The 13,157-nt window shown below is 56.5% G+C and carries 18 protein-coding genes and 2 rRNA genes; 18 read left to right on the forward strand and 2 right to left on the reverse strand.

All coding sequences use genetic code 11. The features are described from left to right. The 4 genes from H8K11_18380 to H8K11_18395 form a co-directional block, all read left to right on the forward strand. A 23S ribosomal RNA gene (locus H8K11_18380) occupies window positions 1-310 on the forward strand; the annotation flags it as partial. Between the two features lie 126 nt (window positions 311-436). Next, window positions 437-553, forward strand: a 5S ribosomal RNA gene (gene rrf, locus H8K11_18385). A 138-nt stretch (window positions 554-691) separates the two neighbouring features. Continuing rightward, window positions 692-1,372: a uracil-DNA glycosylase gene (locus tag H8K11_18390; GenBank protein ID MCS6265716.1), complete on the forward strand. Its 681-nt coding sequence runs from the start codon at window positions 692-694 to the stop codon at window positions 1,370-1,372. Between the two features lie 137 nt (window positions 1,373-1,509). Further along, window positions 1,510-2,298, forward strand: coding sequence for a carbonic anhydrase family protein (locus H8K11_18395; protein ID MCS6265717.1), 789 nt, complete (start codon window positions 1,510-1,512; stop codon window positions 2,296-2,298). A gap of 365 nt (window positions 2,299-2,663) precedes the next feature. Here the strand turns inward: H8K11_18395 and H8K11_18400 are convergent, their stop codons facing one another. After that, on the reverse strand, window positions 2,664-3,050 hold the full coding sequence (locus H8K11_18400; GenBank protein MCS6265718.1) for a hypothetical protein: 387 nt from the start codon (window positions 3,048-3,050) through the stop codon (window positions 2,664-2,666). 868 nt (window positions 3,051-3,918) lie between these two features. Here H8K11_18400 and H8K11_18405 point away from each other — a divergent pair. The 14 genes from H8K11_18405 to H8K11_18470 all read left to right on the forward strand — a co-directional run bounded on the left by H8K11_18405 (window position 3,919) and on the right by H8K11_18470 (window position 11,012). Continuing rightward, the gene (locus H8K11_18405) at window positions 3,919-4,056 is read left to right on the forward strand and encodes a hypothetical protein (GenBank protein ID MCS6265719.1); all 138 of its coding nucleotides are present in this window, start codon (window positions 3,919-3,921) and stop codon (window positions 4,054-4,056) included. Between the two features lie 53 nt (window positions 4,057-4,109). After that, entirely contained in the window at window positions 4,110-4,391 is a 282-nt protein-coding gene (locus H8K11_18410) for a hypothetical protein (protein MCS6265720.1), read from the forward strand. A gap of 247 nt (window positions 4,392-4,638) precedes the next feature. Beyond that, window positions 4,639-4,827, forward strand: a complete 189-nt coding sequence (locus H8K11_18415) for a helix-hairpin-helix domain-containing protein (protein MCS6265721.1) — start codon at window positions 4,639-4,641, stop codon at window positions 4,825-4,827. Window positions 4,828-5,025: 198 nt separating this feature from the next. Further along, entirely contained in the window at window positions 5,026-5,634 is a 609-nt protein-coding gene (locus tag H8K11_18420; protein ID MCS6265722.1) for an ABC transporter substrate-binding protein, read from the forward strand. 54 nt (window positions 5,635-5,688) lie between these two features. Beyond that, entirely contained in the window at window positions 5,689-5,877 is a 189-nt protein-coding gene (locus H8K11_18425) for a hypothetical protein (GenBank protein ID MCS6265723.1), read from the forward strand. 104 nt (window positions 5,878-5,981) lie between these two features. Next, entirely contained in the window at window positions 5,982-6,149 is a 168-nt protein-coding gene (locus H8K11_18430; protein ID MCS6265724.1) for a hypothetical protein, read from the forward strand. A gap of 34 nt (window positions 6,150-6,183) precedes the next feature. After that, window positions 6,184-6,549 (forward strand): hypothetical protein, encoded by a 366-nt coding sequence (locus tag H8K11_18435; protein MCS6265725.1) that lies wholly within the window; start codon window positions 6,184-6,186, stop codon window positions 6,547-6,549. A 13-nt stretch (window positions 6,550-6,562) separates the two neighbouring features. Further along, the gene (locus H8K11_18440) at window positions 6,563-6,754 is read left to right on the forward strand and encodes a hypothetical protein (protein MCS6265726.1); all 192 of its coding nucleotides are present in this window, start codon (window positions 6,563-6,565) and stop codon (window positions 6,752-6,754) included. A 92-nt stretch (window positions 6,755-6,846) separates the two neighbouring features. After that, entirely contained in the window at window positions 6,847-7,035 is a 189-nt protein-coding gene (locus H8K11_18445; protein ID MCS6265727.1) for a hypothetical protein, read from the forward strand. A gap of 428 nt (window positions 7,036-7,463) precedes the next feature. Continuing rightward, the gene (gene erpA / locus H8K11_18450; protein ID MCS6265728.1) at window positions 7,464-7,784 is read left to right on the forward strand and encodes an iron-sulfur cluster insertion protein ErpA; all 321 of its coding nucleotides are present in this window, start codon (window positions 7,464-7,466) and stop codon (window positions 7,782-7,784) included. A 268-nt stretch (window positions 7,785-8,052) separates the two neighbouring features. Next, window positions 8,053-8,949: a ferredoxin oxidoreductase gene (locus H8K11_18455; GenBank protein ID MCS6265729.1), complete on the forward strand. Its 897-nt coding sequence runs from the start codon at window positions 8,053-8,055 to the stop codon at window positions 8,947-8,949. Between the two features lie 52 nt (window positions 8,950-9,001). After that, entirely contained in the window at window positions 9,002-9,895 is an 894-nt protein-coding gene (locus H8K11_18460) for a ferredoxin oxidoreductase (protein MCS6265730.1), read from the forward strand. A gap of 444 nt (window positions 9,896-10,339) precedes the next feature. Then, a complete protein-coding gene (locus H8K11_18465) occupies window positions 10,340-10,582 on the forward strand; it encodes a general stress protein CsbD (protein ID MCS6265731.1) in 243 nt (80 codons plus the stop codon). 85 nt (window positions 10,583-10,667) lie between these two features. Beyond that, entirely contained in the window at window positions 10,668-11,012 is a 345-nt protein-coding gene (locus H8K11_18470; protein MCS6265732.1) for a hypothetical protein, read from the forward strand. Between the two features lie 501 nt (window positions 11,013-11,513). Here H8K11_18470 and H8K11_18475 read toward each other — a convergent pair. Continuing rightward, a complete protein-coding gene (locus H8K11_18475; GenBank protein MCS6265733.1) occupies window positions 11,514-13,088 on the reverse strand; it encodes a tetratricopeptide repeat protein in 1,575 nt (524 codons plus the stop codon). Window positions 13,089-13,157: the final 69 nt, after the last annotated feature.

Here is a 13,157-nt window from a genome sequence, read left to right on the forward strand (position 1 = left end):
TCGTGAGACAGTTCGGTCCCTATCTGTTGTGGGCGGAGGAGAGTTGAGAGGGGCGTTCACTAGTACGAGAGGACTGTGAAGGATGAACCTCTGGTGTGCCGGTTGTCGTGCCAACGGCAGTGCCGGGTAGCTATGTTCAGTTGGGATAACCGCTGAAAGCATCTAAGCGGGAAGCCTGCCTCAAGATAAGCTCTCCCGGGGCGCAAGCCCCCTAAAGGACACTTGTAGACTACGAGTTTGATAGGCTGGGTGTGGAAGGCTCGTAAGGGCTGTAGCTAACCAGTACTAATCGTCCGTGCGGCTTAACATCCTTTGCTCCTGATAGACGTGGTCTTAAAAAGAACAAACGAGTGACTATCTATGTCTTCGCCGATCAGGGACGAGTCCTATATGACCGCCTAGAATAGTAAATCGCGAGTTTGATTCTTCAGAAGTTCCCGGTGGCCTTGCCGGAGGGGTCACACCCGTTCCCATACCGAACACGGAAGTTAAGCCCTCCAAGGCCGATGATACTGCTGCCGTGAGGCAGTGGGACAGTAGGACGCTGCCGGGTTACAAAAAGAGCCTGCTCGAGAAATCGGGCAGGCTTTTTTATTTTACGCTTAATCTCAGCCGGCATGCTTATCTCCGCCGATACCGTTTCCGATTTTTGTTTGAACCCGAAAGCTGATAGCTGCCGTACCATTGTATTATGTTGCCAACTTTTCCGTCAGGCTGGAAGCAGTTGCTCGCGGAGCAAGTGAACAGCCATCGCTATCGATCGCTCGAACTGTTTCTCGAACAGGAAGCGGCGGCAGGTCAAACAACGTTGCCCCCGTCGCAGGAGATTTTTGCTGCCCTGGAGACGACGCCCTACGAAGAGGTCAAGGTTCTATTGCTTGGCCAGGATCCATATTATACCCCGGGAATGGCCCACGGACTCTGTTTTTCGGTACGGCCTGAAGTCACGCTGCTACCCCGGTCGCTTAGAAATATCTATCGTGAACTTCGAGACGATGTTGGCTGCTCTGTGCCAAACAACGGCTACCTGGAGCCTTGGGCCAGACAGGGAGTGCTGATGTTGAACGCCGTGTTGACGGTTCGCGCGCATGCGGCCAATTCACACCGGGGACGTGGTTGGGAGGCTGTCACTGATCGTATCATTGCTGTCCTAAATGCGAAACCGAGTCGTGTGGTATTCGTGCTCTGGGGCGTGGAGGCGAAGAAGAAACAGGCACTGATCACGGCTGCGCAGCATGTGGTGATTTCCTGCGCCCACCCCTCACCGTTATCCGCGAGAAAGTTTTTCGGTTCACGGTGTTTTTCGCAGGTCAATCGAGCCCTCACTGAGGCGAATCTTAAACCGATCGATTGGCAAATTCCTGATCTCTGAGTCGGAGTCGGGTGGCGCGGTAGCTGTGATCGGTGCTCACACCTAAATGATTTGACTTGCGGCACGTCGTTTTTTATACTACATTGAATTTTTTTCGTTCTTACTCAGTCATGTGCGCAGGAGAGTGACCGCCGGGAATGAGGATTCGTCTAGGTCTGGGGCTCGGTTTCAGTACTCTAGTTCTAGCGGGTGCGTTGTGGGCGGCCGAGGGTGACCTTGCCGGACTGCGGGCGTCAACGTCTATTGGATCTGCGCCCATTGCGTGGCAGTATGATGGTGACCAGGGGCCCTCGCATTGGGGGGAAATCGCCCCGACCACCGCGTTCTGTGAAAAAGGTACCCACCAGTCGCCCATTAATATTCGCACCACTCCGCATCACCGGAGTCATGACGGGCTCCTAGTCCATTACACTGCCGCTCCCGGTCACGTTGCCACTTCTCACCACACCATTGAAGTGGATTTTCAATCAGGCGAGTCGCTTGAAGTCCTTGGACGAACGTATACGCTCAAAGAGTTTCATTTTCACGAGCCCAGCGAACATCAGCTGAACGGCCGTACCTATCCGATGGAAGCGCATCTCGTTCATCGAGATGAAACGGGTCATCTGGAGGTCCTTGCGGTGCTGATGGATTTGGGCAATGAATCCGCCTCTCTGTCCGCCGTGTGGGATCGGATTCCGAGCGCGAAGCAGGATGAAGTGAGGGATTTGCTGATTAACCCGCAGGATCTGCTGCCAAAAGACTTGCACCATTACGCCTATGATGGCTCACTGACCACGCCGCCCTGTACCGAAGGCGTGCACTGGATCGTGCTGAAGGAACCCATCTCCATTACCTCCGCTCATATTGAACGGTTCGTGTCGCTGATCGGCCACAACGCTCGACCGGTTCAATCGTTGAATGAGCGTGAGATCGACGAAGAATAACCTTTTCGTTCAGACAACGCTCAGGTTTCCGAGCCACCCACCGTTGATTCGGGCGTTTCCCACGACCACCAGTCCCAGCTCTACTTCGAATGTCTTTCGAGCGATTGTGGACGGTTACGTGAATCTGTGCCGACCAGCCGTAACTACTTCCTGGATGTCATACTCCTGTAAAAGCTGAGGTCCTGCGACCATACCTGCCAGCTCGGGGTCATCTTGCCCTTTCGATTTTGGCCCTTCCGCTGTTCGTTTTAGGCGGTGAGCCTCTTTCTGTGTAAGGCGATCACGTTGAGTATGTTCCCGTTGGCGATTTGTAGAAGTCGTGTGGCTCATGGTCACCTCCGTGGGTCGCATGGGAGCGACGGATATCAGGCGGAGGGCACTTGAGGGGGCGTCGTTGCTGGCACGGCGCCCGATCTGCCGGCTTTGATGAATCGATCTTCGGCGAGCACGTCGTGTAGTTGTGCCGTGATCGAGCGCCGGTACGGTTCCTTCTGCCGGATCATGATGACGAGATTGTCCCCATCCACAAGGATGCTGAGCTCGTCCTCAGTAACCAGTTCCCGGGACGAGCCCCCGATGTTCAATCGGTACTGTGTTTTTCCATCGGGATTCCGATTCGGTCCGACCACGATCTCAGTCAACCCATCGATGTGGCCGTCATACCCCTTATGCCGGTGCCTGACCTTGGTGCCGTTTGGAATGCGTACCCATCTTGCCACCGGCGATGTCTGGCTGTCTTTCCCGTTGCTCATAGCGCGTGTGTCTCCTTGTTGTCGTACCCGTACGTAGCCGCCAGAGTTCTCGGGATTCCGAGAGCGCACAATTGCATCGCGGTATACGGCTGGGCTGACGACTGCGAATTTCAGAATGAAACGAGCGGAGTATCTCGGACGGAAGGGCGGTTGAATCAATCTTGCTAATCTACGGACACAGAGTCGATAGGAAGCAAGCGTTAAGCGGCTGAGTAGTCAGCGGGTCATCGAGAGTGTATCACATTTGTTCATGCCGCATCGGCCATACCTTACGATGGAGGTGCGCGGTCATTGTCGCCGTTCTTCGATCCCCATGTGCAGGTGTGGTCATGCGCGATGCTGTTGATTTGGAGGACTCGGCGCACGAATATGGTGCAAAATGACCGATCGCTGATAATAATTATTGCCGCATAGAATCATGCTCTTGCATTGAGATCGACGCTCCGGCACGTTGACACCGCTCTCGTAGCCCTATAGGGTGAACCGATGACGTACTGAGCCACGCCGGCTTTCTCCTTTCGCGCGCACGTTCATTCCCTCCCTCACTCCCTGCGCGTGCGAGTCCCAAGTCTTCGCCGCTTCGACGCCACAGAACAAGAGTCCAGCGATGGTAGGCCCGCTGTGATCGGTCATTGACCGATCAGGCGATCTACTCAGGGCGGAGTCTTTTACTTAAGGCAAGATTGCGCAGCATGGGAGGTTGTCATGTATCAAATTTGGACACTCATCGGAATCATGGTCTTCACGTGGGCTGTTGCGATGTGGGCGAGTTACTCGGACGGCACTGCGTAGACAGACGATTCGAGTTACGAGTGCTCTTGAGGTCTTCTGCCGACCGGCAGGGATCTGATGCCAAATGGAGGATATCATGATGGCGCAGACGGTAGTGTTCTGGGCCTCACACAATCTGTTTACGGTCGCGACGGTCTGCTTCGGTGCTGCCATGCTGAGCGTCATGCTGTACACCTACCTGCATGATTATGTGCTGGTGGTGAAGGGGCGCTAGCCTGCTATTGTAAGTTACACGGTTTCCTAATGGGGAGGTTTCATCCCATGCGTATGCATCTAATAATCACCACGAGAGTATTGAGTCTGTTTCTGGCAACCGCTTGGTTGCTTGCCGTCTCACTGACCGTCCAGGCCTCGGAACAGAAACCCGTTGTGACCGTCGCGCCGGTCAAGTCCGTTGCGGTGGCTTCCGGCGCCGTCGAGGATACTCTGCCTATGTGCCTGACGAGAATTCCTCAGGGAGCGACACCAGGGCAACGGTTGGTTGCTGAACAGAGTTGCCAGCGAGACGAATCCGATCGAGCATCCATGCGGAATGTTCCTGGACGGTAGCCTGATCGTCTTCCATACTGCCTGCGTATGGATGTGGCCGGGTGCGGTGTGCCGGCTGTGCACGGGGCAGGTGGTAGCGGCCGTTTTTCCATGGTGCCGGGCTATGTTGAAGGCTAAGCAATGCAGGAAGGATGACGGTATGCGTATGGAACATCGAGTTCGTTCAAGATCCGCAGGTCGGCCTGGTGCCGTCGAGGAGCGAATACTGGCAAGGGCGAGTGAGACGCCTGCGGGAGTCGGTCGAAATATGCTTCTCGATATCAATAGGGCTGAGATTTCTCGACTCAAGTCGCTGACCGGAATCGGCGAACATTATGCGAAGAAGATCGTGGAAGGGCGGCCTTACCATCATCGAGAAGAGTTGCTGACCAAAGAGATTTTGCCGGAATACATCTACGGCAGAATCATGGATCGACTGGTGGCAAGCCAGTCTTAGGATTTAAGGGATGGGGTGATGTGCCTGGCATCGGATGCCTCGCGCGAGATGGCCATCCGGTATGGAATAACCAGGTTGTCCTCTCTCATGAATTGGACGGGTGGCTCGAATGACCGAAGGAACGACTGCATGACGGACGACAGCAGGATAGCAGGGGCGGCGAGAAGGTTCTGGCTATGTCAGGTATCTTGGCGGGGCATGGCCCTCGTAGCAGCCATCAGTCTGCTGATGGGCATCGTGCAGGCCACGGCCGCTTGGTCCGAGCAGGGTCCGACCGAGGCCGTGAAGGGGACCGTCTCCGAGCTGCTCTCAATCCTCAAGGAGCTCAAAGACCCGACTCGATCCGAGGCGCGGCGTTGGGAAATCGAACAGGTCATTCGGCAGCATGTGCATTACGAAGACATGGCCAAGCGGTCTCTGGGAACATCCTGGGGGCAACTGAGTGATGTGGCCCGCCGGGAGTATGTCGGGCTCTTTGTCCAGCTGCTTCGCGATGCGCTTGCGAACCGGATGGTGGAGTATTCCGGTGAACGGATCAGCTATCTCTCGGAACAACGGGAGCGCACGTTCGCGCAGGTCAAAACGCGGCTGGTCGGGAACAAGGTCGACACCTTCATCGACTTTCGTTTGGTCAGTCAGGACGGACGCTGGCTGGTCTACGACGCAGTTTTGGACGGGGGAAGCTTGGTCGCGAGTTACCATGCGCAGTTTGCGAGCATCATTCGCGATGCCTCCTGTGCGCAGTTGATGGAGCGAATTAAAGAGAAGACGCTGGTCGTGAAATTATTTGAGAAGAGCGGGTCGTGAGGCGAGGGCGCAATGGCACGATCACGAGCGGTCATGTCCCCGGGAGAGAGCGCAATGAGATGTCCGCGTTGTTATGGTCCGATGATGATGATCAAGATGAAGGACATCGTCAGCGGTACGCTGGCGTACGGCTGGGGCTGCCGGCAATGTGGTGCCGTCATTGATTCACTGATCGATATTCACCGCCAGTGGCATCTGGAGCCCCGTGCGACCTGGGCGCATCTGGCTGTCGCCGCCTGCTAGGTCATGCAGTTACTTCTCCCTGTTTTCATAGGTTCGCCTAATCGGTTGGGGCGCCCGATGAGCGGAATTCATTTCTGGTCTCAGGAAGAGTGAAGGAGTGTGTCATGTTGCACGCCGCGTTGACTTCTCTCGCGCTTGGCCTCCTGGTTTGGGGGCTCAACTGGACCGGGCTCGCCGAGTTGCCGACTCAGGTCTATTGGGTCTTTACCGTGGGGGGAATGCTGTTGATGCTGATCCACGTTGCGACAAGGCGACCGGCCCGCGTGTGGTAGGGGGGCCATCATTATGCGACTCCGCGATGCATGCATGATAAGCGCTGTGCTGGGAATTGGTGCGCCCTGCTTCAGTGAGGCCGAAGCTGCGAGGGAGTGGGCGCCGCAGGAGGTTGCGGCAATTCTCGCGCAGTCGTATGGGCAGCTGCTCATGCGACCGATGGGGATGGAGCCAAGTTCGCTTCAGAAGAACGAGGCGGACCAACAACGGTATATGGTGCAGTCCGGCTATGCGTTGCAGTTGGCAAAAGGGGAGAAAAGTGTGAAGCAGATTGTCGAGGCGATCGCCCTATCATCGGAATTTAACGCCAAGTGGATAACTCCCCACATGGGAACTGCGCAGACCGGATCGGCCCCTGGAGTACCGCCCGTGGCGGGCCCCGGAAAAGGCCATCGATAGCCTGTACTGTGCGTTGTTAGGCCGGCGTGTGGATAGTGCGTCGTTGGCCAGCGCTCGCAAGGATTTGGTGAGTTCCGGCTTTGAACGGGTGATCCGGGACGTGATCGACGGGAAGGAATACCGAAACCGGTTCGGTGACACCAAAGTGCCTCAGGTGAGCAGTGAGAAGCAGGCGGCAGTCGGTTGCCCGCAAGTGGCTCCGTAACAGTGGTGTCGCGCAGCAGGCTCAGGATTCACTAGCGCAGGTGGCTTGGACGGGACGGCAATAACCTCAGTGAAGGTGGGGGAGAAGCACGGATGAGTATGACGCCGGAAGAACGTATCGCAATTATGACAAAGGCGATCAATCAAGCCATCAAGGTGATGGGGGATCGTTTCGGGTCGACAGAGGAAGATGTGGCGCGAGCTATCCAAGGCCTGAAGGCCTCAATGCAGACGGCACCGCAGGAGAAGCCAGTGCCAGTCGGGGCCGCCACTCAGGCCTAAGAGCTGCGGTGAAGCCTCGCCGGGCCCATTCTCTGATCGGTGAGGGAGCCATGTGGTTCGGCGATGTTCCGATGTCTCTCGTCGTTGGGAGCATAGGTTTCATGTGTACTCCCTTGCTGTCTCCCGGCACGAGTCAACCTACGGACTAGGCCTCAATATCGCTTGACTCCGATCGCCATAGCGCTTAGCGTGAAGGTATGACGTCTTTAGCTCCGCCGACTGTTCTCTCCCTCGCGCTTCGAGCCTCCATCCCGCGCGACTGATCGTCCGGTCTCCGCCGCTTTTTACGCCAGAGTGCCCTGCACTGACCGATGATGCCGTCTTCGTGAACGGAGCGATTGTCGCTTCCGGCGAGGAGCGGTGTCGTGACCAGCAGTTCCATCCGACACCATTATCCGTTTCATATAGCAGTACAAGGGAGCACCAGTATGATTACCATCACGGCAACGGCTGAAGAGAAAATTCGCGAGTTGATGCTGGAAGAAAAAGATACGCTCGGGCTGCGTGTATATGTAAAAGGCGGGGGCTGCCACGGCTATCAATATGGAATGGCGTTCGAGTCGAAGATGAGCGACGACGATACGGTGATTGAAAAGGGTGATGTGAAAGTGATCATGGATTCGCAAAGCGCTCCGCTGTTGAGCGGCTGCGAAGTCGATTATGTTGACAGCGTGCAGGGCTCGGGCTTTGCGATCAAGAATCCACAAGCCAAGACGACCTGCGGATGCGGTAGCTCATTCAGCGCCTAATCCCCGCGCGCGTCGCTGTCTTTGCATGATCGTCACTGTGACTGAAGGCGCACCATTTCAAGAAGTGAGCCTGTCATCGCCGGTCCGCGAGTGTGTGGCGGGATGACCATGCCTCCGGAGATTATCGTGGAAGAGATTAAGCGTGCCCTCGGGGTGCGTTCCGGCACGCTCGCCGGTCGCGGGTGAAGTGTAGCGGATCAGAGAATGGGAACGGGCTTGGTACTGTAAGCAGCACATTGACGCTCAGCAGGGCTGAGAGGAGATAGATATGAGCAAGGAACGCATCAAGATTTCGCCGGAGTTGTACGACATCATGCCGTCGGACTACCAGGACCTTGTCAGCAGCGCCACATACGGCAAGGAAGACCGGGGATGGAAGGACATCGGTACCTCCAAGGAACTCATCGAGCAGCATTCCCTGTGTGCCGGGTGTCCTGAATCCATGGCGTTTCGATATATTCTGGCGTCGCTTCCCAACCCCGAAGACACGGTCATGGTCGGCTCGACCGGTTGCACGAGTCTCGTGTTTCCTATGGTGGCCGTCCACAACATCCACTCCCTGTTCGGCAACCAGAATGCGATCGCATCGGGGCTCAAACGGGCTCTGAGTGTGCGTTTTCCCGATCGCGTGAAGGATGTGGTCGTGTTGGCGGGAGACGGCGCGACGGTGGACATCGGTTTGGACATGACCCTGCAGGCCTGGTTTCGGCAAGAAAAATTCACGACCATCTGCTTCGATAACGAACTCTACGCCAACACCGGCGGGCAGGAGAGCGGTCTGATGCAGAAGGGGTTCGTGGCCAAAATGGCGCCGGTCGGAAAGCTGTTCGATAAAGTCCGGTTGCCTGAAATTGCCCGGGAGTCCGGCTGTCACTACGTGGTCAATTGCACGGTCAGCAAGCCCTCTCTGGTCGAGAAGGTAGTCCGCAACGCGGTGCTGATCGCCCGGGAAATCGGCCCGACCTATCTGCAACTCTATACGCCCTGCATTCTGGAGATCGGCAAGAACAGCATGGAGGGTCTGCAGGAAATGCGGGACTCCGAGAAGCCCACGGAACGGTTTGCCTTCAAAGAATATATCAGCGAGCCGGCGAAGCAGCTCCTGGCGGAGCGTGATGCCAAGGCCAAAGAAAAGAAAGCCGCTGCCAAGCAATTGGTGTCGTAAGCGGGAGGATTATCACCGCCGCTTCCGCGGCAACGAGAGAGCGAGGTTTCAGATGAGTCTTGATTATGTAAAGTTTACTCCTGGTTTCGAGCAGTTCATGCCGAAAGAATATCGGGATATGGTCGAACATGGACCGTTCGGAAAAAAGACGACGGTGTCGCAGATGGGCAGCTTCAAGGAAATCCTCGAGGAGCACCCGATGTGTGCCGGCTGCGCCATGACCCTGTTCATCCGGTTGGCGATTATTGCCTTTCCGAATCCAGAGGATACTATTACCGTCGGGACGGCGGGCTGCGGCAGATTGGCCATCTCGCAAGCCGCGATCCCGTTCGTGTACGGGAACTACGGCGACCAGAATGGAGTCGCGAGCGGGTTATCGCGCGGACTCCGGCTCCGTTTCGGCGACAAGCCGAAAGATGTGGTCGTAATCGCGGGTGATGGAGGAACCGCCGACATCGGGTTCCAGCAGGTGCTGCATTCCTGGTTCCGAAAGGAACGGTTTACGACCATCATGCTGGACAACGAAGTGTATGGTAATACCGGTGGACAAGAAAGCGGCATGACGACCAGAGGCGCCGTGCTGAAGATGGCTCCGCTTGGAAAGAAGTTTGAAAAGATGGACATGGTCACGATGGCTAAAGTCGCTGGCTGTTCTTATATCGCCACGGTCGTGCCGAACAATCCGCGGCGGGTGGAAAGCGTCATCAAAAAGGCTGTGCTGATCGCCCGGGACATCGGCCCGACCTATATTCAAGCCTATACCTCATGCAACATCGAGTACGCGATTCCGACCGACAAGGTGATGGAAGACGCCAAGACCGTGGAAGACGATCGTTACAAATTTACCGAGTATGTCAGCGACGAAGCGAAGGCGTATCTGGCCGAGCGCTATGGCTACAAGGAATTTATGCCGAAGGCCGTCCCTGCTTCCGTCACGACGGCCTGAGGGAGTCGAAGCAGAGGCCAAGTTGGTTTCCGGGCTTACTCTGGCGGGCAGGAGCCGAACCTCCTGCCCGACCCGTTCTCGAGGCATGGGCTGCAATCGATGGCAGCTGGTCCAAATCCATCACACTGCCCCACACGAGCGGTTCTCTCGAGTCTTGCCAGAAAATAATTAAGCCGCGTGGAATCAAGGGCTTGTCTCATCGACCTTCGCAGCCTCCATTGACAGAGCCGGTCGTGCACTGTAGGGTGAGGCATGACGTCTTGAGCCACGCCGACTGTCCCATCTTGCGCGCCTCCTTCCATCCTTCGCGCGTCTGATTCCCCGGTCTTCGCCGCTTCTACGCCAGAGTTTCCATCTCAGACCACCAGGTCTCGGCATGCGTTCGCGCGTGTCGGCCCTTACAACGGTGTGGCGCGATGCTCGCCACCGATCAAGGAGAATGCAATGACACAGGAGCAATTCCAACAGTTCTGGCTGCAACTTAAGGCTCCCCTCAAGGCCAACTGGGAGAAGATTACGGAAAGCGATCTCGGTGAAATCCAGGGCAGCCTGGTGAAGTTCGGTGATGTGCTGCAGAAGCGTTATGGTGAGGGACACAAGGACGAAGTCAGTCTGTGGGCTGATCGTCGGCATGCGCATTGGAGCGGAAATTACATCGGATACAAGGATCCGAAACCAACGGCTTAAGCAAGCGTGTCCGTGCAGAATGCCGAATTCTACGGCGCGGCCAAAGCCTGCGCTCGTGATACGACACAGAAAGAGAGCACAGGTCATGAGAAAAATCGTCATCAACAAGAGTTATGATCAGTTCTGTCTGAGCCACAAAGCGTTCCTGCGCCTCCGTGAATTAGGACAGCCGGATGCACTCAAGGAGACCGATCTGGGAGCGTACTGGCCCTCTGCGGCCGGCCCCCAGGAGCCAAGCCTCAATCAATGCGGCCTGCTGATTCCCCGCGATGACAGGCGCTTGGTTCAGGTGGTGGAAGAACTGAAGGGCGAGGCCAACGGTCATTGCGCCGAGCTGAAGGTGGTGTCCATTCCGGACGATGTGTCGTGGGTCATTGCGAAGGCAAATGGCAGTGAGCATGTGAGTGAGCAACATCGCACGTGGAGCTGAGCCGATGCGGAGAGTAGCGACGGGCACGCAGTCCTGCGGGTTGGATGAACCAGGTGCATGATGGTGCCGAGAAGCGAGGTTCTGCTGCCTGTGCGGGTATCTCAGCGCATCAGGTGGTGAGTGAGTGACCTGTCTGGAACGAGAGGTTGAAGATCTGTTTTCGCAGGCTGAATCCACCCGGATTCAGCCTGCCTACGCTTAAGCAACGAGCAGGGTCCGTCCGTTTCATAGCGGCGACTCTGCTTACAGCATTCTGTTTCTGCCCTGTTTTCTGATCCCATCCGTACATGTCGGTATCAGCTGGATTTTCTTGGCTCGGTTGGGTAACGCGTCGTGCCAAGCTGTGTCACCAATCTCTTCCACTACTATTCATATCCGTGGTTGCCTGCTCAGCCTGTCGATGATCGCGGCCTAAGCCGATTCCGTGGCCACGCCGGTGGGTTATCCGTCGTCAGACCGACGTTCGTTGCGATCGAGACTCCGGCCAGGATCACGCTTGTGTTAATACGTCCAGGTCACCAGGGTGGTGAATACGTTTTTGCTGTAGGCATAGACGGGGATGTTTGAACCGTTGAGCACGCCTTGATATTGAAGCGCGACCGTCACGTTACGAAACAGCGGCCTGGCGATTTGAACGAAAATATCCTGTTCGGTATCCCGGCGTCGAGACAACTCGCCGGTGTCGTCGAGAAAAATGACTTGCGCATGGTTGTATGCGCGCCAATGCACTTCATAGTCGACTCGAAAACTGAGGTCATACCAGGGGAGAGTAGTTTGTCCGCCCAGCTGGAGTCGATTGCCGGAATAGGCGAAGCTGGATCCGCTGGCAGCTTCGGTATCGTGCTGGTAGCCGACACGGACAATGAAGTTGTCCTGTCGAAACCGGAAGGCATGGAGAACGCCGATCATATTGTTGAAGGCATCGCGCGACTCAGGAGCGAACCGGATGTCGCTGTTGCCCGGCTCCGTGAAGAAGCTTTTGCGCTGAAAGCGATAGAGCAGGGTCGTCAAGTTGTCCATGCGGCCGAGGGCTGGAAGCGTGATCGCGGGCGGAACGAACGTCGCAGGGAGGGTCACGGTGTGGCGGGAGAGAAATCCCTTGAGGCCGAGGAACATGTAATCGTAGCTGTACTGACCACCGATCTCGTAAGGCACCGTGCCGACTGTGCCGCGATAGACGCCTGACAAGCTTCCGAGGTGATCTTGAATGTTGAAGCTTCCTGCGCCGCTATCGGTATTGACGGTTTGGTAATAGGAATAGGTGACGGTTGATTCGATCGGTCCTTTGCGATACCAGGCATAATCTCCCCGCGCCGACGTGACAAACCCGGGTGATTGGGTGTTACGGGAGCGAAGCAGCTCTGCAACCTGGTCGCTGCTCTTCCGTGGATTGACGGCGACATTGTCGTCATAATAGCCTCCGACGGCCAATTGCATGCGAAGCCGTTGAGGATCCGTGACTCGTGTTGTTGCCGTGAGGGCTTCTTGAATGCGTACAGATGCGCCGGTGATCGGAGAAGTGGGTTGCACCCGCTGCGCCGACGCCAATTCGGCCTGCGCCTGATCTGAGAGTCCGAGTATGCCGAGCGCGAGGCCTCGATAGAACATGGTCAGTTGCCGGATGTCTTGATCTGCGGAGCGGTTGACGCTCAATGCCGCTTCCGCACCGTTATAGTTCTTCTGCCGATAGCGTAAAAATCCCACATAAAATCCGAGGTTCTCGCGATCCGGCTCCAATCGAAACACGTCCTCCAAAAGGGGCGCGGCCTTGTCATAGTTTTTCGTGGCGAAATGGGCGACGCCTAATTGGTAGGTGGCTTCTGGGTCGGATGGGCGAAGGGCGTGCAGAGCAGTGAGAGGCGCGATGGCTAGCCCCGCCTGTCCCCGCGCCAGATGACAGAGCGCCAAGTAGTAGAGCGCGCGCGCATTGCGAGGATCGGTCGCGACCGCTTGAGAGAAGAGGGCGGCAGCTTCGTCATACCGTTTGGCATCGTAGGCCAAGATTCCTTCGGCAACCAATACCTCCGCATCGGCTGCTTGAGCCTGAGCGGAGCCAGGTGGCACGGCCATTGCCATCAGGATGAGGATCATCATAAGAACAAGGCTGAACTGGGGGTGCGTGTCGATCGAAGTTCTGCCTCTCTG

This window comes from Nitrospira sp. (assembly GCA_024998565.1).
GTDB lineage: Bacteria > Nitrospirota > Nitrospiria > Nitrospirales > Nitrospiraceae > Nitrospira_A.

Bases quoted from the DNA above. Each gene is read 5' to 3' on its own strand.
- H8K11_18390 (MCS6265716.1), top strand. From the start codon at position 692: ATGTTGCCAACTTTTCCGTCAGGCTGGAAGCAGTTGCTCGCGGAGCAA.
- H8K11_18395 (MCS6265717.1), top strand. From the start codon at position 1,510: ATGAGGATTCGTCTAGGTCTGGGGCTCGGTTTCAGTACTCTAGTTCTA.
- H8K11_18400 (MCS6265718.1), bottom strand. From the start codon at position 3,050: ATGAGCAACGGGAAAGACAGCCAGACATCGCCGGTGGCAAGATGGGTA.
- H8K11_18405 (MCS6265719.1), top strand. From the start codon at position 3,919: ATGATGGCGCAGACGGTAGTGTTCTGGGCCTCACACAATCTGTTTACG.
- H8K11_18410 (MCS6265720.1), top strand. From the start codon at position 4,110: ATGCATCTAATAATCACCACGAGAGTATTGAGTCTGTTTCTGGCAACC.
- H8K11_18415 (MCS6265721.1), top strand. From the start codon at position 4,639: ATGCTTCTCGATATCAATAGGGCTGAGATTTCTCGACTCAAGTCGCTG.
- H8K11_18420 (MCS6265722.1), top strand. From the start codon at position 5,026: ATGGCCCTCGTAGCAGCCATCAGTCTGCTGATGGGCATCGTGCAGGCC.
- H8K11_18425 (MCS6265723.1), top strand. From the start codon at position 5,689: ATGAGATGTCCGCGTTGTTATGGTCCGATGATGATGATCAAGATGAAG.
- H8K11_18430 (MCS6265724.1), top strand. From the start codon at position 5,982: ATGTTGCACGCCGCGTTGACTTCTCTCGCGCTTGGCCTCCTGGTTTGG.
- H8K11_18435 (MCS6265725.1), top strand. From the start codon at position 6,184: ATGATAAGCGCTGTGCTGGGAATTGGTGCGCCCTGCTTCAGTGAGGCC.
- H8K11_18445 (MCS6265727.1), top strand. From the start codon at position 6,847: ATGAGTATGACGCCGGAAGAACGTATCGCAATTATGACAAAGGCGATC.
- erpA (MCS6265728.1), top strand. From the start codon at position 7,464: ATGATTACCATCACGGCAACGGCTGAAGAGAAAATTCGCGAGTTGATG.
- H8K11_18455 (MCS6265729.1), top strand. From the start codon at position 8,053: ATGAGCAAGGAACGCATCAAGATTTCGCCGGAGTTGTACGACATCATG.
- H8K11_18460 (MCS6265730.1), top strand. From the start codon at position 9,002: ATGAGTCTTGATTATGTAAAGTTTACTCCTGGTTTCGAGCAGTTCATG.
- H8K11_18465 (MCS6265731.1), top strand. From the start codon at position 10,340: ATGACACAGGAGCAATTCCAACAGTTCTGGCTGCAACTTAAGGCTCCC.
- H8K11_18470 (MCS6265732.1), top strand. From the start codon at position 10,668: ATGAGAAAAATCGTCATCAACAAGAGTTATGATCAGTTCTGTCTGAGC.
- H8K11_18475 (MCS6265733.1), bottom strand. From the start codon at position 13,088: ATGGCAATGGCCGTGCCACCTGGCTCCGCTCAGGCTCAAGCAGCCGAT.